The organism is Octadecabacter sp. SW4 (genome assembly GCF_008065155.1).
Lineage (GTDB): Bacteria > Pseudomonadota > Alphaproteobacteria > Rhodobacterales > Rhodobacteraceae > SW4.
Genome location: NZ_CP042820.1, coordinates 59,440 through 78,152, shown reverse-complemented (window position 1 = coordinate 78,152; position 18,713 = coordinate 59,440). Strand labels below are relative to the sequence as shown.

Genomic DNA, 18,713 nt, shown 5'->3' with positions numbered 1-18,713 from the left:
CTCAAAGCCCCTCGTCATAGCTGTGCGAGCATTCGACATAGCGGTCCGCGTGATCGAGGATGATGCTGTCTAGTGCTATGTCCCAGGTCAGCGTGCCGTAGCCGCCCTCGTTGTTTTCGAACCCCGGGTGATGGTGATAGGCGAGCGACCAGGCGAAGTCGCCAACATCTGTGGCAAGCGCCTCCGGCAGTTGGACCTCTGCAGGCTGCACCGTCACATCCTCGACATTGCCGGAGTCGCCATAGCCTTCGTATTCGGCAGTGACCTCGCTGATGCCAAGCGCACGTAGTTGCGCGAGCAGCTCCGTTCGGGATGCCTTCAATGTGGTTTCGCGCTCTGCACGCCACTGAGCCGCCATTGCGGCATAATCGATCTGGGGATTGGTCATGGGTCTGTCCTCTCGTCTGAACTTGGGGAGTGGGCCTGGCATTGGTCTGCCCGCGCCCGGAAAGCGCAGCCCGGGCAAACCCCGATCCGCGACGCCCGACCGAAAGCCCGCTTTGACTTTTCAGGCGGCTTGTTCTGACGTCATGGCGGCTTCCTGCCCCACGATCCGGGCCAGAATGCTTCCCGTGTCGATCCCGTCCCCATGCGGCAGGAACACCCGTAGCTGGAAGGCGATGATCTCGGTGAAGCAGCCGAGGGCCTTGAGGCCATCAATCATGCCCCTGTCAACGCCGCACAACTCAAGGCGCATCTCGCCTGCGACACGGCGACGGGTCAGGGTGAGACCCCGGCCCAGATCGACCGGCGCCGTGGTGCCGAGCGCAGCGGTCAACATCTCCTGCGGTGTTTGCGGGTTGGACACGAGGAAGCGGGCGCGCAGCGCGGCCGCCCCTTCTTCGCTCAGCGTGCGCCCGATCATGGCGGTCGCCCCATCGGGCGTGACCCGGTAGATGCGCTCATTGGTGGTCGGAATATCCTTCCAGATCGGCAACAAGAGCCCGGTCAGCAGGTAGAGCTTGGTTGTGGTGGTTTTTGGCAGGGACGCTGCCTCGGCATCCCAAAGCTTTGCAAACTCGGGCCTTTCGATGTCTTCCCAGGCCGAAGACGTGAACCGCGCCTCCTCCAGGTAGCTCGACCCGTTTGGCCGCACAACCTTGCGCATCAGCGTGACGATGTCTTCGTCATACATCTGCATGGACCGCGCCGAGATGAGCGCCGCGCGACCGGAGGCGCGATTGACCATGGGCAGCTTGTCCGGATTGCGCGATATGGCCTCTTCGGCGTCAAGGACATGGACCAGGTCGGTCACCTTGAGCCCGATGATCCGCGTCACCGCGCCGGATTTCGGGCAGGTCCAGAGATCCTCTGTGGAGACCTGCTCGATCTTTTCGCCGCGCAGGGTTTCCACGCCGAGATCGAGCGCGCCCGCCGCGCGCGCCCGTTCCGTCTGATCGGCAATCCGGCGCATGAACTCGGCAAAGAGTGCGTTCTGCATGTGGATGGGAAGGGCAAGCACCCGGTTGAGAAACCGCTGGATCGGGGGAAGCTCCTCAAGGAGCACCCCGTCCTTGTCGATCAGCCGCAGGGCTGTCCAGTCGGTGAAGCTCTCGTAGCTCATCGCCTCAGCGCGCCCGGCGGCAAGATCGGCGAAATACCCACGCAGAGCCGCCCGTGCGATCGGGCTTTCGAGATTGTCCTCCTCGCGGAACATGCCCTGCGAGCCGGTCTCGCGCTGACCCTTGGTCAAGGCCCCCAGCTGGTCGAGGCGCTTGGCTATCGTCGAGGTGAAACGCTTTTCGCCATGCACATCTGAGGTGCAGACCCGGAAGAAGGGCGCGCTTACCTGGGCCGAGCGATGCGTACGGCCCAGCCCCTGGATGGCCGCATCGGCGCGCCAGCCGGGCTCCAGCAGGTAGTGCCGCCGCCGTTTCTGGTTCTTCGCCGTTTGCGCCGCGTGATAGGACCGGCCCGTACCGCCCGCGTCGGAGAAGATCAGGATATCCTTTTCGCCGTCCATGAAGGCTTGGGTCTCGGACGAATTGCTGCTGGCGGCGCGCTTCTCGATGAAGAGGTGGCCATCGTCCGCCTTCAGAGGTCGAATCGACCTTCCGGTCACTTCGGCTACGGCCTCGTCGCCAAAAGCCCAGAGGATCTGATCGAGCGCCGAGGGGATCGGGGCCAGCGTCATCAACTCCATCATGGCCGCATCGCGCAGAGCGAGCGCCTCGCGCGAGACGACCAGCGCGCCAGTTTCATCGCGGAGCGGCTCGGCCACCATATTGCCATCGATCTCCACGAGCTTTTGAGCATGGATTGGGAAGGCCTGTTCGAGGTAGCCGAGAACATAGTCGCGCGGCGTCAAGGCACCCTCGACGAGTTCATCCTCGGGATCCATCGTCTCAAGTCGACGTTTCAGCAGGCTCTCACCCGTCGAGACCACCTGGATGACGCAAGCCTTGCCCGCCGCCAGATCGTCCTCGATGGCGCGGATAATGCTTGGAGCCTTCATGCCCATCAGGAGATGGTTGAAGAAGCGCTGTTTCGTGCTTTCGAAGCGGGACTTGGCCGAGGCGCGTGCGGCCGACGCATTGGTCTCGCCCGAGGCGTCGTTGACGCCGGTCGCCGTCAGCGCGGCTTCGAGATTGTGGTGGATGGTGCGAAACGCTCCAGCGTAGGCGTCATAGACCTCGATCTGGGCCGGGGTGAGCGCGTGCTCGAGCACGTCATACTCCACGCCATCAAAGCTGAGGGCGCGGGCCATGTAGAGGCCGAGCGTCTTGAGATCGCGGGCAACCACCTCCATGGCGGCGACACCGCCGGCTTCCATCGCAGAAACGAAGCTCTCGCGGCTTGGGAAGGGGTATTCGGGGCCCTGCCCCAGAGCCCCAGCCGCGCGGCATAGGCGAGATTGTGCACGCTCGTGGCACCCGTGGCCGAGATGTAGAAGACGCGGGCGCGGGGTGCTGCCAGTTGCAGCCGCAGGCCCGCAAGGCCCTGCTGCGAGGGTTTGACCCCCCTGCCCTGCTCGGACCCGGCCGCGTTTTGCATGGCATGGGCCTCATCAAAAGCGAGGACGCCTTCGAAGTCTTCACCCATCCAGTCGAGAACCTGGCTCAGTCGCGTGGTACCGCATTTGCCCGCGGACCGCAGCGTGGCGTAGGTGACAAAGAGGATACCGTCGCCCATCGGGATCGGCTGGTCCGGTTTCCATTTGGAGAGCGGCTGAATGTCGGCAGGCGAGCCGCCGAGATCGGTCCAGTCGCGGATCGCGTCCTCGATAAGCGTGGCGGATTTGGAGACCCAGATCGCCTTCCTGCGCCCGGAAAGCCAGTTCACGAGAATGAGCCCCGCGCATTCGCGGCCCTTGCCGCAACCGGTGCCGTCGCCGAGGAAATAGCCAAGGCGATAGGCACGTGCATCCGGGTCATCATCGGCGCGCGTCAGCTTGGTCTGGTCGTCATCGATGGTAAACCGACCGGGCAGATCACGCCCATGGGCATCATGCGCCATGATGATGGTCTCGAGCTGCGCCTCGGAGAGATCTCCCTCCTCGATCAACCGTGTGGGCAGGCGCAAGTCATCACTGCCCGTGTTTGAGGGCATGGGCGGGGCAACCGAGGCCATGGCGATGCTTTCGACGAGCGGGGTGGGATGTTCCTGCGCACCCGCGATCTCGATCCGCTGCGGACGGTAGCGCGCATAGATGTCCGAGATGGGCATGTTGTTGCGCGGGGTCTGAAGGCTCGTGAAGCTGAGCGGACGGACGGCATTGGCCCTGGCTGTGGGGGCGGTGATAACACCGGCAGCGGTCTTGCGCGGGACAGATGATCGAACGGTCGGCCGAGCATGAGGGATCGCTTCAACCCGTTGGGCCGGGCTCATCTCGGTCCGTGTTGCGGCCACGGCATCGACAAACGGAAGGGCTTCATCCAGATCGCACAAAGTGGCGCGGATCATCTCGCCGCCCTCCTGCACCTTGTCGAAGACCATCAGCTGGGTTTCGACAGAGGTGCCGAGCTTGCGGTAGACCTGCCTCGGCATCGTCAGCGCCAATCGTGGCGTCAGGAGACCGCAGGCGCGTGACCAATGCGCGGCATCGCATTCGGGCGCGAATCCCGGCGGCATGATCGCCACCAGGCGCCCACCTGGTGCCAGACGCTTTGCAGCCGCGACGAGATGTTTGGCGGCGATGTGCTTGTCTCGGGAGCGATCGACCGAGGAGGCGAAGGGCGGGTTCATCACCACGACGTCGGGTAGAACCGGCGACTGCAGCAGATCGTCGATATGCTCGCCGTCATGGCCCGTCACCTCGCCGCCGAAAACCGCGCGCAGGAGGTGCTGGCGAAAGGGGTCGATCTCATTGAGCACAACCGTGGCACCGGTTTGGGCAGCGAAAGCAGCCAGGGCACCGGTGCCAGCCGAGGGCTCCAGAACGGTCTCGCCCTTGCGGATCGCCGCAGCCCGCAAGACCAGCGCCGCAAATGGCAGCGGCGTGGAAAACTGCTGCAGCCGGATCTGCTGCTCTGACCGGCGGGTTTCCGTCAGGAGCCGCGAGGCAAGCAGCCTTGCAGCGGCGATGTCACCTGCCGCGCCGTCCCCACGCAGCAGCACCTGAACAGCCGCGGCCTGCATCAGGTCATATGCCATGCGCCAGTCCCAGGCACCGCCGGCATCGCTGCCATGAAACGTCTCGCGCATGATGCGCGCAAGCGCTGAGCTACGCAGAGGTATATGGTCAATCTCCGCGCCGATCTGCGCGATGGCATGTGCGAGATCAGTGTCGGAGATTGGGAATGCCGGGTTTGCCGGATTAGGCTTGGTCATGGGGATTTTCCTTTGGATCAGGGTCTGAGTTCCAAAGGACAAAAAGCCCGCTCTACACTTTTTGGGGTTTCCGCCGAAAGCTATGACGGAGGTTGGGCAACGAGAGTGAGTGCAGAATTTCAGATTACGAGCGCGACCCGCCCTTGTCCGAATCAAAGGCTAAAGCGTCCCGCCAAAAACCTGAATCGGGGGATTCCCTTGAGGTTTGATCTGTGATTCATCTTGTTTGGGAGGATGTATCATGTCAGCACCTTTGCCGGATGCGCTTCGTGCGCGGTTTCAGAGATTGATTGAGGAAGGGTCAAGCGGGCGAGCGGCGGCGTTGCGCTTGAAGCTTTCGCCTGCCACCGGGGCGCGGTGGGGCTTGCGATCCGCCGCACCGGACAGGCCCGCGCGGCCCCTCAAGGTCGCCCCAGGGGTAAGGGAAAGCTCGATCCGCATCGCAGCTTCTTCGCAGAAGTCATTGCGCAGGATGGCGACATCACGATGCCGGAACTGGCCTCTGCCCTACATGACGCGACCGGTGTGCGTGCGCACCCGAACGCGATTGGCAAGTTCCTTCGCAAGCTCGGCTATACACACAAAAAAAGTCTCTGGTGGCCGCCGAACGCCGTCGAACCAAGGTAAGGCGGCAGCGCGACGACTGGTTCAAGCATCGCCTTCCAGCCGTGTCAGCCCAACCCGAACGCGTTGTCTTCATTGACGAAACCTCTGTGAAAACCAACCTGACCCGGTTGAGGGGATGGGCACCGCGCGGGAATCGCCTGGTCATGGACGCCCCGTTCGGGTCATGGGGTACGCAGACGTTCATCGCGGGCCTCACCGCCGATGCCATGATCGCGCCCTGGGTGATCAAGGGCGCGATGGACGGCCCGGCATTCGCGGCTTATGTCGCGAGGGTGCTGGTTCCGGAACTGGCCCCCGGCACCGTCGTCATTCTCGACAATCTCGCCACCCACAAGAACGCCTCGGCGGCCAAGGCGATGCGGGATGCCGGGTGCTGGTTCCTCTTCCTCCCGCCTTACAGTCCGGACCTCAATCCCATTGAAATGGCTTTCTCCAAACTCAAGGCCCACCTCAGGCGGATCGGCGCGAGGACATTCACCGACATGTTTGAGGCCATCGCCGAAGTCTGCAATCTCTACTCGCCTCAAGAGTGCTGGAACTACTTTAAGGCTGCCGGATATGTCTCAGGTTAAAGGCGGAATGCTTTAAGTCACGCAGCCGATCGGCAAACACTTTTTTTGACAGAAGAAGCGGCGGCAACCCACCAAAACACCCCGAAACGCACGAAGGTACCAGGTAAGACCAGAACGCACTGTTCAAGACTGTTGGCGGCGCTTCTCATCAATCACCGCCTGCACAAGATTCATTACGTTGGAATGAGGTGTCGCGGCCTGCTGGTCATTCAGCGCCTCCTCCACCTTGGACCGAAACCAGGCATAATGAGATTTCATGTCAGCGGTCACGGAAATGGTCCTCAAGGCCCCTATCCAGCAGCTCGCCTAGGTCTCTAGGCATATCGGCAACACTCAGAGCGACCCGAGATCGGCTGTCGGAGGAATGGACCTTGGACAGATCGACTTTGTCGCAGGCCTGTTTACGATCTGAAGGTTGTTTCAACTCAGAGTCCCCGTTCACGCGACGATCGAACGTTACAGCAAAACTTCCCGGACGATAAGACTCTTGAGATCTCTACATTATGGGGATGACCAAAACATCTGCGCACAGACGCCCTTTCACGCCATTGCCGACGTTAAGGCGGGATGCCGCGAAGGTCTCAAACGAGCCCATTGCAGAAGTCTTTAGTTTTCGCTGCGCGCGCTCGCAGCGTGAAAAATGTTGCACGAGCAAAAATGCTTGTGCCGCAGTGCAGCGGGAGAACCGGTCACTCATTCTGGTCGCTGCAAGAAGCCGGGGGCGAATTCATGGCTCGCCGTACCAAAGACCGTTCAGACCGCTGCAAAATTGGAGCAGCTAAATGCTTTCAACAGCGCGCAGGTACACACCCTAAATTGGCGCTCTAGGCACGCAAATAATCCGGCAGGTGGAGGGGTCGCAATTCGATAGTCCATCTGCGGCTGGGTGGTGATCTTTTTTTTACACGGATTGGTGCGCTGCACTCACGATATGGATGAGGGTCTCACAGCAGTGACTTGACAGGAGAGGTAACTCACCAATCCGTTCAATTTCAGGCTTTCAATTCGGCCAGGCTCGAACACCATGCATCCATGCCATCCCCGTTCGGGCCGACAGGCAGAAGATTTTCACTCCCGGATTGACCTCCAATATGTTTTGCCGACAGGCTTCTTCATCGAAATCCACATGCGGAGCCAGATCCATTTTGTTGATGACGACCCATTCCACGGCGCGGAACATATGTGGGTATTTGGTCGGCTTGTCTTCGCCTTCCGTCGTTGAAATCACAGCGATTTTCATCTTTTCGCCCAGATCGAACATGGCCGGACACACCAGATTTCCCACATTCTCGATCATCAGGATTGACCCGGTTTGGGGATCCAAAGATTGTACGGCGAAGGCAATCATATCCGCTTCGAGATGGCACCCGGCACCGGTGTTGATCTGGACGGCACGGGCGCCTGCATCGCGGATACGATCGGCGTCATTCGACGTCATCTGATCACCTTCGATGACCGCGATATCGGCTTTGTCCTTCATGCGCTTGATCGTCTCTTCAAGCAGCGTAGTCTTACCGGATCCGGGCGAGGAGACGATATTCAGGGCGATGACGCCGCGCCCTTCGAACCAGCCGCGGTTGCGGGTCGCGATTTCGTTGTTTTTGCCGAGAATTGCAGTTTCCAGGGAAATGATCTCGCCGCCCGGGCCATGGACATGCGGCTCATCATGACCGTGGTGATGGTCGTCATGAGAATGCGCGTGATCATGATCATGTCCGTGGTCATGCGCATGATCGTCCCGCAACAGGACTTTGACGCCGGTTTGAGAATCGGTCATCGAAACCTCGTTTGCAGGGTCGGCGCAGCCGCATACTCCACACATTATGCTTCCTCCATAAATTCTATTTCGCGTACGACGAATGTGTCGTTGTCCGCATCGATAAATCCCAAGGACACCCCGGAAATAGCGGTACTTTCGGTCACCAGATCCCAGCAAAAGGTCAGTGCGCCGCGTTCCACACAGGCCTGTGGGCCGATCGCCACGCGGACTTCCTTGAGCCTTCGCCCTTTGGCGTTTTCTTCTGCGATACCCGCAATGCTGCGGGCCAGTCCAAGCTCGTGCATCAACCAGTCCCCCAGGCCACTGGTCCGGTTTCCCACATGATTGACAGGCCGATGGCGACAACGACCGCAGCAATGGACATCTGCACGGCGGTATGAAGGCCTTTTGCGATTTTCGGCGCCTGGAGCACCGGCCAACCGACAACAACGGACATGGCCGCCATGCCAAGAACGGACCCAAGGCCGACCAGACCGACATATCCGACAGCCAGCCAGGGGTCGCCAGTTTTGGAGACCGCCAGCACGATGAGCCCGGACGATCCGGCCGCGCCGTGCAGCAGACCAATGAAAAAGGCTTTCAGGGGAAATCGCTCGGCGTGTACGTGGGCATGCGAGCTTTTGGAATGGTCGGCCACATCGGACGCGTGACTGTGCACGTGCATGTGATACCCCTGTCCCTCATGTTGATGGACGTGATAGTGCAGCCTGTCCTTGCGAAACCTGTGCACGACCTGTGCTCCGAGAAAAACCAGCATGACGCCAACAGCAAATTCGAACGTTGCCGCGCGCTGCTCATTGAGAACGAGGCTGAACACAATCACGCCAATGGACATGATCAGCAACGTCGCCGTGTGACCCAGGCCCCAGAAGGCGCCTCGCAGCAGGAGCTTGTTTTTTCCGCCCCTGCTAAGCGTAATGATCGCAGCCAAATGATCTGCTTCGAGGGCGTGAACCATGCCAAACAGAAGACCCAAAACCAGGAACCCAGACGATGACGACGCATCAAGAAATGTAAGATTTTCCAGTAAGGCCATTAGCAAATCCTCGGAAGTTGTTCACCGACCAGCATGTCGACAATGCGCAGACCGCCAAAGACAGTTTTCATCACCACCGTTCGGGGATGCTGGGTGGTGGCCTTGCCGATGATCACGGCCTCGCGGCCCGCATCGGTGGCGTGCATCGCGGACAACGCCGCGTCGGCCTGATCCTCGGGAACGAAGATCACCAATGTACCTTCATTGGCCAGATAGAGTGGATCCAGCCCCAAAATCTCGCAAACGCCTTTGACTTCGGTGCGCAAAGGCAGAACGTCTTCGCCGATTTCAACGCCGACACCGGCAGCATCGGCGATTTCATTCAGGGCCGAGGCCAGCCCGCCGCGTGTCGCATCTCTTGCAACCCGCGTGCCGGGGGCAGCAGACAATATTGCCTCCATCAGATGATTGAGCGGTTGGCAGTCCGACGGGATTTCGGTGCTCAGCGCCATATCGCCGCGCGCGGCAAGGATGGCCGCACCGTGATCACCAAGCACGCCGTTGACGATGGCAACATCACCGGGCTGCACGGTTTCGGCCAACAGGTCGCGGCCCGGCGCGATCACGCCGATGCCGGATGTGGTGATAAAAACTCCATCGCCTGATCCTTTGCCGACGACCTTTGTGTCACCCGTCACAATGGCAACGCCCGCATCATCGGCGGCATTTTGCATCGACGCCGCGATCCGGCGCAGCGTCGAAATCTCGACACCTTCTTCGATGACAAAGGCCGCTGACAGCCACAGCGGTTTCGCCCCGCCAACAGCCAGATCGTTCACAGTGCCGCAGACAGCGATCTTACCGATATCGCCACCGGGAAATTCCATCGGGGACACCACGAACCCGTCCGTCGTAAAGGCCAGCCGCGCTCCGGGTACGGTGAGCGCATCATCCATCAGCCGCGCTTGATCTTCCATGCCGGGCGGACAGAAGACCGATGTGAACACATCCTCGATCAGGTCGCGCATCGCCTTGCCGCCCCCGCCATGGGCCATCGTCACCTTGTCGGCAACGACGCGTCTGGGCTGGCGGTCCATCGCGTTCATTCTACCGGCTCCAGATCAAGGCCGCCATATTGGTAATAGGCCGCGCAGGCCCCTTCCGAGCTGACCATCAGGGCCCCCAGCGGCATCTCGGGCGTGCAGCCCTTGCCGAATTGCGGACACGCGTGGGGCTTGATCCGCCCGGTCATGACGTCGCCGCAGGCGCAACCTTCCTGTTCTTCTGTGAACGATGTGTTGCGGCCGTAGCCGATGTTGAATTTCACCTCGGCATCGTATGCCTTGTACCGGTCGCGAATGCGCAATCCGCTTTCATCAATCTCACCCAGACCGCGCCATTCAAAGGTTGGGCGCGGCTCATAGACCTGCTCGCAGGCGGCGATGGATACCGGGTTGCCCTCGTTGGGCACGATCCGCGCATATTGGTTTTCCACCTCGGCACGGCCATCGCGGATTTGTTCCAGCACCATCAGCACCGATTGCAACAGATCAAGCGGTTCAAACCCCGCCACCACGATGGGTTTGCCATAGTCGCGCGCGATGAACTGGTAAGGTTCGGTGCCGATCACCATCGACACATGGCCCGGGCCCACGAAACCATCCAAGACCATATAAGGGTCATCCAGCAACGCCTTGATCGGCGGCGGCACGGTGATGTGGTTGCAGAAGATAGTGAAATTCGTCAGCCCATCGGTATCGGCCTGAAGGATCGACAGGGCCGTCGAAGGCGTGGTCGTCTCGAACCCAAGGCCAAAGAACACCACCTCGCGGTCGGGGTTGCGGCGCGCCAGTTCCAACGCGTCCAGCGGCGAATAGACCATGCGGATATCGGCGCCGTCGGCTTTGGCCTGCATGAGGGATTTCTTGGTGCCCGGCACGCGCATCGCATCGCCAAAGGTTGTAAAGATCACATTCGGATCTTCGGCGATCTGTACGCATTCATCCACGCGGCTCATCGGAAGGACGCAAACCGGGCAGCCGGGGCCGTGAATGAACTCCAGCCCCGGCGGGGTCAGCTTGTCCAGACCATAGCGAAAGATCGCGTGCGTATGCCCGCCGCAAATCTCCATGATATGAACCGGCTTTTCCTTGGTCGCTCCGATCTCGTTGGTCACGCGTTCGATGGCAGCCAGCACGCCTTTGGCGGCCACCGGATCGCGGAATTCATCAGCGTATTTCATGACGCTTCCGACAGCATGGCCGCACTGGCCCGCATCGCCTCTATCTCTTCCTGCGCTTCGCCAAGTTCGCGCAGGACCTCCAGTGTCAGGGCCGCTTCCTTTTCGTTGATCTTGCTCATGGCAAAACCGACATGGATCAAGGTCCACGTGCCAATCAAGTCCTCCAACGGGTCATCACCCGCGATGCAGGCCACGTTGACCTCACGTTTCACGCCCGAGATGTCGACCATGGCGAGCTTGCGGGTCGCATCCGAGATCTCGGTAATTTGTCCTGGAATTCCTAGGCACATTTTGCGTCCTCCCCTTGTGTGTTTGCCAGGGCAATCACGGCTTGCCCCAGTGAAATACCGCCGTCATTCGCCGGATAGTCGGAATGGCTCAGAACCGTCAGCTCTGCTCCTTCCAAGCCTTGATGAACCAGCGCGAACAGCGTCGCGTTTTGAAAACAGCCACCCGACAGGGCGACGGTGTCGATGGCCGTGTCTTTGGTCAGCCGCACCGCCATTTCGACAATGGCGCGGGCCAATCCCCGGTGAAACCTTGCCGAAATCGTGCCAATGGGTGTCTGCAGAACCAGATCGCCCAGCATGGCGCGCCAGACGGCCAGCGGCTCGATATAGGGCATGCCCTTGCCGCCCATCAGCGGTATTGAAAACGGATAGGCCAGATCATCTGGCTCGTTCAGCGCGTCAGGATCAAGGGCGGCCTCGAACAGGATCGCGGCTTCGCCCTCGTAATTCTGCCGGTCCCAAGCGATGCCTGCAATCGCGGCAGCGGCATCGAACAGCCGGCCACAGGACGACGCCAAGGGCGAATTCGTTCCAGACTTGATCATCGCATCCAAAGTGTCGCGAGGCAGGTCCCGCATACGGCTGAAGACCTCCAGATCGGGAAAGTTGATTGCAAACTCGCCCCAGCCCATCTCGGCCATCAGATGCGCATAGGCATTGCGCCATGGCTCACGCACGGCGGCCACACCGCCGGGCAGTGCAACTGGTTTCAGACAGCCGACCCGGCGATACCCGTGGTAGTCGCAGATCAGGAATTCACCGCCCCAGATCGTGCCGTCATCCCCCAGGCCTGTGCCGTCCAGCGCGATGCCTAGCACGTGTTCTGCGCTCAGGGGCCGGTTGTTCTCGACCAGGCACGCGGCGATATGCGCGTGGTGATGCTGTACCTGGATCACAGGCCGGTCGCCTGCCATCTGGAACCCGCGCTGCGTGGACAGGTATTGCGGATGCTGATCGACAGCGATTATATCTGGAGCATGATCAAAGAGGTTTTCGTATAGACCCAGATTGCGCGTCACATCCGCGTTTGTGGCCACATCCTCCAGATCGCCCATGTGCTGGGACATGATGGCGCGGGCGTCCTTGACGAGGCAGAATGTGTTCTTCTGTTCCGCACCGAGCGCCAGAACCTCAAGCGCGTCGGAAAACCCGGCTGGCAGTTCAAGCCCCTGCGGCGCATATCCACGCGCCCGGCGCAGCACGCGCGGACGGCCCAGATCGACGCGCACAACACTGTCATCGATCCGGTTGGCGATGTCGCGGTTATGAAGACAGGCGAAATCTGCGATATCGGCAAGACGGTCGCGGGTTTCCTGATTGTCGATGCATTGCGGCTGACCCGAAGGATTGCCGCTGGTCATGATCACCGGGCGCCCGATGCGCCGCAGGATCATGTGATAGAACGGCGTATAGGGCAGCATTACGCCAAGACGATCCAGACCCGGCGCGATCTCGCTTGGCAGACCGTTGGGCTTGGCCTTCAGCAGAACGATAGGTGCTTGCGGGCTCGACAGAAGATCGGCCTCGATCTTCGACACCTCGCAATACGCGCGCACCACATCCAGATCGCGGGCCATCAGGGCAAAGGCCTTGCCCGTGCGCGATTTGCGCCTGCGCAATTCGGCCACGGCCGCGGCGTTGGTGGCGTCACAAGCTAGATGCACACCGCCCAGACCCCGGATTGCGACGATGTGACCATTCATGATCATCCCGCCGGTGGCATCCACGTCATCCAGCATTGAAAACGCTTCGAGATTCACCGCGCCCTTGCCAAGTTTCTCGATCCAGATGTTCGGTCCGCACCGGCCACAGGCCACCGGCTGCGCGTGAAAGCGGCGGTCGACCGGGTTGGAATATTCCGCCTCGCAAGGTGGACAGAAATCAAACGGCGCCATGGTTGTTTTAGCGCGGTCATAGGGAGCGGCCTGCACAATCGAAAAGCGCGGCCCGCAATTGGTGCAATTGGCAAACGGATAGCGATAGCGCCGCTCAAACGGATTGCGGATTTCCTCCAGGCAATCGGCGCAGGTTGCGGCATCTGGCGTCACATTGCCTCGCATCTCGCCCTCTTGCGATGCGGTGATTTCAAATCCGCAAGGGGCTGGGTCGGTCAGGGGTGTGACATCGAGCCGTTCGATGCGCGCCAGCGGCGGCAGTGCGCTGTGCAGCCTGTCTGGAAAGGTTGCGACATGGTCCCCCCAAAGCTGGATCACTACGCCTTCGCCGGTGTTTTTCACATCGCCCGTCAGGCCCATTTCATGCGCCAGCCGCCAGACCGTCGGGCGAAAGCCTACGCCCTGAACCTGACCAGAAACGGTGAAGCGGGCACCGGTCATGTCGCCGCGTCCCAGATCAGAATGCGGTTGTTGCCGCTGTCGGCCACCGCCACCGTCGAGCCCAGAGCAGACAGCCCATAGGGCCAGCACACCGTATCGCGCTCGGCAATGCCCCAGCGGTTGTCGCCTTTGGCCGCAAAATCCGGCTGCGCCGTCAGCCGGTCGGCGTGGGCCGCCATACCGGTATCCTCAAATCCCAGAAGTCGTGAATTGGCCGTGTCAGCCACCACCAGCGTCGACCCAAGTGTTGCCAGCGCATAGGGCATATTCATCGCTTGTGACGTGGGATAATACGACGCCATATTGTGGTCGCAGGCGGTCATATCCGCCTGTCCCAGCACCGTGTCGCATTGGGTGCCGTTCTGGCCGGGAAACGCATCCCATATCATCACCCGGTTGTTGCCGGCATCTGCCACCGCCAGACCGCCTTGCCAGACGATGGCCATGTGCGGCCAGCGCATCGATACGTCCGAAACCGCCCCGCCCGCATTTTCATCCCGGCAGGTGAAATCGTGCTGTCCCAGAACCAGATCCGCCGGTTGACCCGTGGTTTGCGGATCGTCCCAGATCAGCACACGGCGGTTTCCGGTGTCGCATACGATCAACCGATTGCCATCCGCCGAGACCCCGTAAGGCCAGTGCATCGTATCAGCGCGCGCATGCGACAGACCCAAATTTGCCAGTGCGCTGTGGGCGTCAGGCTGACCAAGAATGATATCAGCCTCGTGGTCGGGACCGGTGGGCGTTTCGCGCCAGATCAGCACGCGGTGGTTCCACGGGTCGGCCACGGCCAGCCCACCCCGAAATGCAACGATCCCGGTCGGCACATTCACGGTGTTCGCAGCCACCGGGCCCTTGGCGTTTCGGCCCTCGCGGCCAAAGTCGGGCTGACCCAAAAGAATATCGGCAGGTGTGTCGTCATTTGTCGGGACGGTTTTCCATCCCAGCACCCGGTGATGCCCCGTGTCTGACACCCAAAGCGAGCCGTCCGGATGCAGGCACACGCCGCGCGGCCCGAACATCAGGTGCGGCGCGGGCGTGATCGCCTGTACAAGTGAACCGCCGTCGCTGCCCAAAATGACGCGGGCGCCCTGCCCACCCAACAACGGCGCACCGGGGGTTATGGTGCCGGGCGCCTTTTGCGGGCTGAACGAGCGGGACAGCGAGACTTTCACGCGATAATCCTCACTTCGATATTGGGGCCTTTGACCCGCACCGCGTGCGGCTGCAATTGCACCTCGGGAGCAGTCAAACACTCGCCACTCTCAAGCGCATATCGAAACCCGTGATGCGGGCAGGACAGGATCGTCTCGATGATATCGCCTTGGGTCATCTCAAGGCCCATATGGGCGCATGCATTCTTGAAGCAGCTTACCTTGTCGGCAAAGCGGGTGATGATCACTGAATGAGTGTCGATGTCGATAAAGCGCGTTTCGCCATCGGCCAGATCATCCAGCGGCAGCGCCGTTGTCCACTCGTTGTCGCCGTAATTTGCAAAGGGCGACGTGAACTGAACGCCGTCCGACCCGCCACCGCCCAGACCCTTGGCCTGTTTCACTTCGGTGATCTCGGGAACCTGATCCTGAATGGCCTTTTTGACACCCGCATAGAACGTCAGTTGTGACGCCGGGCACCCATCACAGGCACCCAGAAACCGAATTTCTGCGCGCTTGCCTTCGACCGCAGCGACCTCGGCATCGCCGCCATGGCTGACCAGGCTCGGGCGCACCGTTTCCAGCGCCGCCTCGACCCGTTCGTAGAGCGATGGCCGCAATATCCCGTGGCGGCGCAACACGGCGTAGACCACTTCATCCCGGGCCGCCTCTTTCAGGGCGTTGCCAAACTCTGGGTTGTCCTTAAGCGCTCCGATCAACCGTCGGAACGCCTCCTTGTTCAATGCATCTACGGCTTCAGCCCTTGCATGGGCTCCGTTGCGGGCCGCCTCATCCCAGCCGTCTGCCAGCATTTCAAGCGCCTTCAGATCGCCGATCAGGCGATCCAGAGTCGGCTCTTCGCCTTCAAGAGATGCGGCATCCGGCATTGCTTATGCGTATTTCAGATCTTTGAACAACACAGGCTGCACAGCGCCGCTTACAGCGCCTGCGGCGATGGCTGCCACCCAGATCGGTGCAAACAACCCGATGACGATACCGGCGATCACGCCGGCGCCAGCCCCCATCATCAACTGTCGGACCACGGTTTTGTTGTCTTTGAAAAGCTTGCCTGCAAAAAACAGTTTTGCAGAATTCATGGCCATTCCCAGCATGGCGACCTCCTAGATCAGCAAAAGAACAAGCGTGGTCACGACAACTGCGCCGCCACCTGCAAGCCCGCCGTAAAGCGCGCCCATATAGGCGGCCAGCTCTGCGCCCAGTGCATCTTTACCGATGCGCAGACCCGACAAGGCCCCTGCACCCAAGGCGGCGGCCAGGCCGGCGACCAGGGCCAAAATTACGACTATAGCGCTCAACTGTATTCTCCATTCATCATTGTAATCCGCTCCGTTCCAGAATTGTTGATGGGCCAAGGGCCGCGTTCAGTTCGGCAATGGCTTCGCTTACTGCTTGTGCCTTTTCGCCGGCCCCGCGCTTGGCGAATACGCCGCGCGCTTCTTCCAGCAGACGCACCGCTTCGGTCAGGTTGCCAAAGTTGCCGCCGTCGGGATTTTGCGGATCGTCCGGCAGGTTCGACAGGCAATTGGCTTTGTTCGCGATGGTGTTGGCATATTCTTCGGGCATGTCGCGGATGGTGCGCACCTTGAGCGCCTCATCATAAGCCTCTAGAGCGCGATATCCGTTTTCCACCCGGTGAGACGAGGACACGTACTGCAGCGCGTTGCCAAGGTTGTTTTGCAGCATCGCGTATTCGTTGGGATGGTCTATCAGGTTGACGACCGTCAACGCCTCTTCAAAGGCCTGCACTGCCAGCGCCTCGCGCATCTTCCCGGACTGGTCGGTGAACGGCATGGACAGGAACGCCGTGGCCAGGTTGCTTTGCAGGACCGCGAATTCCTTGGGGTAGTTGGTCTTGTCGAAGGTCCTGAGCGACCGCTGATAGGCGCTGATGGCAGGTTGGATCGGCAAGAGATGCATGCCCGCAAGTGTCTGGCAGATCAGACCAAGGTTCATTTCGGCTTCGGCCACTTCGGCGTCCGACCCTTCCGCAGTCAGGGTTGCAAGCGCGATCTCTATTTCGGATTTCGCTTCCTTTAGCTGCGTCGCATCTTCGGCGGGCACGGCCATCAGCGCTGTGGCCATACGCGCACGAATGCGGGCGACCCCCAGAACTTCGCCTTCCGGCGCAAGATCCATGGCAAGTTTGTAGAGATCCACGGCAGCAAAGATGTCTTCGGCACGTTCGGGTTTCTGCTGAAGCCCCATCGCGATTTCCATCAGCATCTCGGCCTTTTCGGCCTGCGTCGCCGCAGCCGTTTCGACCGCGGTCATGGCCGCCTGCACCTGCTGCTGAGCACGACTGATATTCGTCAAACCGGTTTCTCCCTCGAATCGAATCTGGTTCGATTTCTGTGTTCGACCGAGAAAAGCACTCAAAGCGGGCGCTGTCAACTTACTTGGTTTATAGAAAACTTAGTTTACACATCCTCGCCGCGCTGATCCGGCTTCAATTCTGCACAAAGCGCCCCTTTGCTGGCCTGCCACGCGACGGTCAGGCTGTCGGTTGCAAAGTCCAGAAGGTCTTGATCCTGGAAAACATCACGGGCCTGAACCACCCGATCACCTGCAGCATTCCGGACCTTCAAAAGGCACCCTCCGGCGGTTGCCTGATGCACGGGCATCACCAATAATTCATCCTGTTGGATCAGTACGATGACCGCATCAATGCCGCGGAAATAGGTGTCCACCACGGCGCAAGGCAGATAGATCGCACCATCCCTGATCGCGATCGTGCTCATGCCTCCGACCACGTATCGATCAGGTCCCGAATGCGGCACTCAACCGTCCGCGCCGCGCGAGAAACCTCGTCGCTCAGGCCTAACCCAAGCTCCAGCGTCGCGGCCTCGATCAACAGCACCGATGTCGTCTTGGGAAACGCATCACCATAGATACGGCGTCCTGCGTAAAGCGCATGATCCCACCTGAAATCATGCAGGTTCAGGCTGTTGTTGGGCGGTGCTTCCAGAACCTCTCCAGGAACCTCATAAATGGTGCCCGGCGACCCTTCGGGGACCCGGGCATCGACAATGATCAGATGCGTGGCGCCGCGTGCGCTGTACATGACCGACATCCCGTCGGTTCCGCCGTCGAATATGCGAGTGTGCTCCGGCACGCCGTTTTCGCGCATTTGAGCGATGAGATGCGGACCGACGCCGTCGTCGCTTCGGTTTGGGTTGCCGCATCCGATGACGACAACATCAAGCGGCATCAGATCCGCCACAGGCGGCAGGACCATTCCGGTTCGACCGGCACCATCAGTTCCGGCAATTCGCAGAATTTCGCATGGACCTTGTAGTACATGCAGGTCTCGCAGGGTTGCTCAATCTCGTCAGCCTCGATCGTGTGATCGGTGAAACCGGCGATGACGAGTTTCTTTTCCAGATCCTGACCTGCCTCGACCTGCAGGCGCGCCACGATTTCATTGACCTCTTCGCTGGTTCCGGCCCGTGGCCAGACCTCGGTTTCCAGACCCGAAGCCAGCATCTCGGCGATTGTTGCGCGAGTCTCGTCATCATCCATGTCAGCGCTCCTTTCAGATCCGCCACAGACGGCACCACCATTCCGGCTTTGCCGGGAGATCAAGTTCTGGCAGGTCGCACCAGCGCTTGTGCACCAGGTAGTACATACATTCCTGGCACCGCATCTCGTCTTCGCCGTAGGGCTGCAAAAGCCAGCCTGAGATCACCAGTTTTTCGCGCAGCTGATCCGCGCTCAGAGGCCGCAATTCGTCAAGCAGCGCACCGAATTCACGATCCGTTTCCGGAAAAGGCTCGACCTTGGTTTCCAGTCCTTCCGCGAAATGGTCCTCTATCATCTGGAGGAGCATTTCATGCCCCGCTTCGGCGGGTGTCAGGCCATATCTGTCCAAGTAGGCCTGGCGCTGCGCTTGGGTTATTGATGCTTCCGGATTTTCTGACATTCAGCTTCCTCCCTAATTGCCGGATG

General features: G+C 60.5%; 18 protein-coding genes and 2 pseudogenes. 1 reads left to right on the top strand and 19 read right to left on the bottom strand.

Going from position 1 to position 18,713, the window contains the following annotated elements; all coding sequences use genetic code 11:
• Position 1: 1 nt before the first annotated feature.
• A complete protein-coding gene (locus FTO60_RS16925) occupies positions 2–388 on the bottom strand; it encodes a DUF6878 family protein (RefSeq protein ID WP_148057226.1) in 387 nt (128 codons plus the stop codon).
• A gap of 120 nt (positions 389–508) precedes the next feature.
• Positions 509–4,770, bottom strand: a pseudogene (locus FTO60_RS16920) (strawberry notch-like NTP hydrolase domain-containing protein).
• A 241-nt stretch (positions 4,771–5,011) separates the two neighbouring features.
• Between FTO60_RS16920 and FTO60_RS16915 the strand changes: the two are divergent.
• Positions 5,012–5,969 (top strand): annotated as a pseudogene (locus tag FTO60_RS16915) (IS630 family transposase).
• A 123-nt stretch (positions 5,970–6,092) separates the two neighbouring features.
• Here the strand turns inward: FTO60_RS16915 and FTO60_RS17785 are convergent.
• From FTO60_RS17785 to FTO60_RS16830, 17 genes are all read right to left on the bottom strand, one after another.
• Entirely contained in the window at positions 6,093–6,239 is a 147-nt protein-coding gene (locus tag FTO60_RS17785) for a hypothetical protein (RefSeq protein ID WP_156108153.1), read from the bottom strand.
• Between the two features lie 730 nt (positions 6,240–6,969).
• A complete protein-coding gene (hypB, locus tag FTO60_RS16905; RefSeq protein ID WP_254696964.1) occupies positions 6,970–7,746 on the bottom strand; it encodes a hydrogenase nickel incorporation protein HypB in 777 nt (258 codons plus the stop codon).
• A gap of 44 nt (positions 7,747–7,790) precedes the next feature.
• Positions 7,791–8,033 (bottom strand): hydrogenase maturation nickel metallochaperone HypA, encoded by a 243-nt coding sequence (locus tag FTO60_RS16900; protein ID WP_037240029.1) that lies wholly within the window; start codon positions 8,031–8,033, stop codon positions 7,791–7,793.
• Positions 8,033–8,785, bottom strand: a complete 753-nt coding sequence (locus FTO60_RS16895) for a high frequency lysogenization protein HflD (protein ID WP_148057224.1) — start codon at positions 8,783–8,785, stop codon at positions 8,033–8,035. The genes FTO60_RS16900 and FTO60_RS16895 overlap by 1 nt, the downstream gene beginning before the upstream one ends.
• Positions 8,785–9,831: a hydrogenase expression/formation protein HypE gene (hypE, locus tag FTO60_RS16890; RefSeq protein ID WP_037240026.1), complete on the bottom strand. Its 1,047-nt coding sequence runs from the start codon at positions 9,829–9,831 to the stop codon at positions 8,785–8,787. The genes FTO60_RS16895 and hypE overlap by 1 nt, the downstream gene beginning before the upstream one ends.
• The gene (gene hypD, locus FTO60_RS16885; RefSeq protein ID WP_037240023.1) at positions 9,828–10,967 is read right to left on the bottom strand and encodes a hydrogenase formation protein HypD; all 1,140 of its coding nucleotides are present in this window, start codon (positions 10,965–10,967) and stop codon (positions 9,828–9,830) included. Before hypD ends, hypE begins: the two co-directional genes overlap by 4 nt.
• Complete coding sequence (locus FTO60_RS16880) at positions 10,964–11,257, bottom strand: HypC/HybG/HupF family hydrogenase formation chaperone (RefSeq protein ID WP_037240021.1); 294 nt, start codon at positions 11,255–11,257, stop codon at positions 10,964–10,966. Before FTO60_RS16880 ends, hypD begins: the two co-directional genes overlap by 4 nt.
• Positions 11,248–13,593: a carbamoyltransferase HypF gene (hypF, locus tag FTO60_RS16875; protein WP_037240020.1), complete on the bottom strand. Its 2,346-nt coding sequence runs from the start codon at positions 13,591–13,593 to the stop codon at positions 11,248–11,250. Before hypF ends, FTO60_RS16880 begins: the two co-directional genes overlap by 10 nt.
• The gene (locus FTO60_RS16870) at positions 13,590–14,768 is read right to left on the bottom strand and encodes an NHL repeat containing protein (protein WP_037240019.1); all 1,179 of its coding nucleotides are present in this window, start codon (positions 14,766–14,768) and stop codon (positions 13,590–13,592) included. Before FTO60_RS16870 ends, hypF begins: the two co-directional genes overlap by 4 nt.
• Positions 14,765–15,634, bottom strand: coding sequence for a NifU family protein (locus FTO60_RS16865; RefSeq protein WP_037240018.1), 870 nt, complete (start codon positions 15,632–15,634; stop codon positions 14,765–14,767). Before FTO60_RS16865 ends, FTO60_RS16870 begins: the two co-directional genes overlap by 4 nt.
• 3 nt (positions 15,635–15,637) lie before the next feature.
• Positions 15,638–15,844, bottom strand: coding sequence for a hypothetical protein (locus tag FTO60_RS16860; RefSeq protein WP_254696963.1), 207 nt, complete (start codon positions 15,842–15,844; stop codon positions 15,638–15,640).
• Positions 15,845–15,868: 24 nt separating this feature from the next.
• Positions 15,869–16,063 (bottom strand): hypothetical protein, encoded by a 195-nt coding sequence (locus tag FTO60_RS16855; protein WP_211285984.1) that lies wholly within the window; start codon positions 16,061–16,063, stop codon positions 15,869–15,871.
• A gap of 16 nt (positions 16,064–16,079) precedes the next feature.
• Positions 16,080–17,081 (bottom strand): hypothetical protein, encoded by a 1,002-nt coding sequence (locus tag FTO60_RS16850; protein ID WP_100053154.1) that lies wholly within the window; start codon positions 17,079–17,081, stop codon positions 16,080–16,082.
• Between the two features lie 104 nt (positions 17,082–17,185).
• Positions 17,186–17,506 carry a hypothetical protein gene (locus FTO60_RS16845; RefSeq protein WP_037240014.1) on the bottom strand — a complete coding sequence of 107 codons (321 nt, stop codon included), beginning with the start codon at positions 17,504–17,506 and terminating at the stop codon, positions 17,186–17,188.
• Complete coding sequence (locus tag FTO60_RS16840) at positions 17,503–18,003, bottom strand: hydrogenase maturation protease (protein ID WP_199559127.1); 501 nt, start codon at positions 18,001–18,003, stop codon at positions 17,503–17,505. The genes FTO60_RS16845 and FTO60_RS16840 overlap by 4 nt, the downstream gene beginning before the upstream one ends.
• Positions 17,976–18,287, bottom strand: a complete 312-nt coding sequence (locus tag FTO60_RS16835; RefSeq protein ID WP_037240012.1) for a hypothetical protein — start codon at positions 18,285–18,287, stop codon at positions 17,976–17,978. The genes FTO60_RS16840 and FTO60_RS16835 overlap by 28 nt, the downstream gene beginning before the upstream one ends.
• Before the next feature lie 13 nt (positions 18,288–18,300).
• On the bottom strand, positions 18,301–18,687 hold the full coding sequence (locus FTO60_RS16830; protein WP_197060312.1) for a hypothetical protein: 387 nt from the start codon (positions 18,685–18,687) through the stop codon (positions 18,301–18,303).
• Between the last annotated feature and the right edge of the window lie 26 nt (positions 18,688–18,713).

Coding starts and splice junctions, on each gene's coding strand:
- FTO60_RS16925 (WP_148057226.1), bottom strand. CDS start 388: ATGACCAATCCCCAGATCGATTATGCCGCAATGGCGGCTCAGTGGCGT.
- hypB (WP_254696964.1), bottom strand. CDS start 7,746: ATGACCGATTCTCAAACCGGCGTCAAAGTCCTGTTGCGGGACGATCAT.
- FTO60_RS16900 (WP_037240029.1), bottom strand. CDS start 8,033: ATGCACGAGCTTGGACTGGCCCGCAGCATTGCGGGTATCGCAGAAGAA.
- FTO60_RS16895 (WP_148057224.1), bottom strand. CDS start 8,785: ATGGCCTTACTGGAAAATCTTACATTTCTTGATGCGTCGTCATCGTCT.
- hypE (WP_037240026.1), bottom strand. CDS start 9,831: ATGAACGCGATGGACCGCCAGCCCAGACGCGTCGTTGCCGACAAGGTG.
- hypD (WP_037240023.1), bottom strand. CDS start 10,967: ATGAAATACGCTGATGAATTCCGCGATCCGGTGGCCGCCAAAGGCGTG.
- FTO60_RS16880 (WP_037240021.1), bottom strand. CDS start 11,257: ATGTGCCTAGGAATTCCAGGACAAATTACCGAGATCTCGGATGCGACC.
- hypF (WP_037240020.1), bottom strand. CDS start 13,593: ATGACCGGTGCCCGCTTCACCGTTTCTGGTCAGGTTCAGGGCGTAGGC.
- FTO60_RS16865 (WP_037240018.1), bottom strand. CDS start 15,634: ATGCCGGATGCCGCATCTCTTGAAGGCGAAGAGCCGACTCTGGATCGC.
- FTO60_RS16860 (WP_254696963.1), bottom strand. CDS start 15,844: ATGAATTCTGCAAAACTGTTTTTTGCAGGCAAGCTTTTCAAAGACAAC.
- FTO60_RS16845 (WP_037240014.1), bottom strand. CDS start 17,506: ATGAGCACGATCGCGATCAGGGATGGTGCGATCTATCTGCCTTGCGCC.
- FTO60_RS16840 (WP_199559127.1), bottom strand. CDS start 18,003: ATGGTCCTGCCGCCTGTGGCGGATCTGATGCCGCTTGATGTTGTCGTC.
- FTO60_RS16835 (WP_037240012.1), bottom strand. CDS start 18,287: ATGGATGATGACGAGACTCGCGCAACAATCGCCGAGATGCTGGCTTCG.
- FTO60_RS16830 (WP_197060312.1), bottom strand. CDS start 18,687: ATGTCAGAAAATCCGGAAGCATCAATAACCCAAGCGCAGCGCCAGGCC.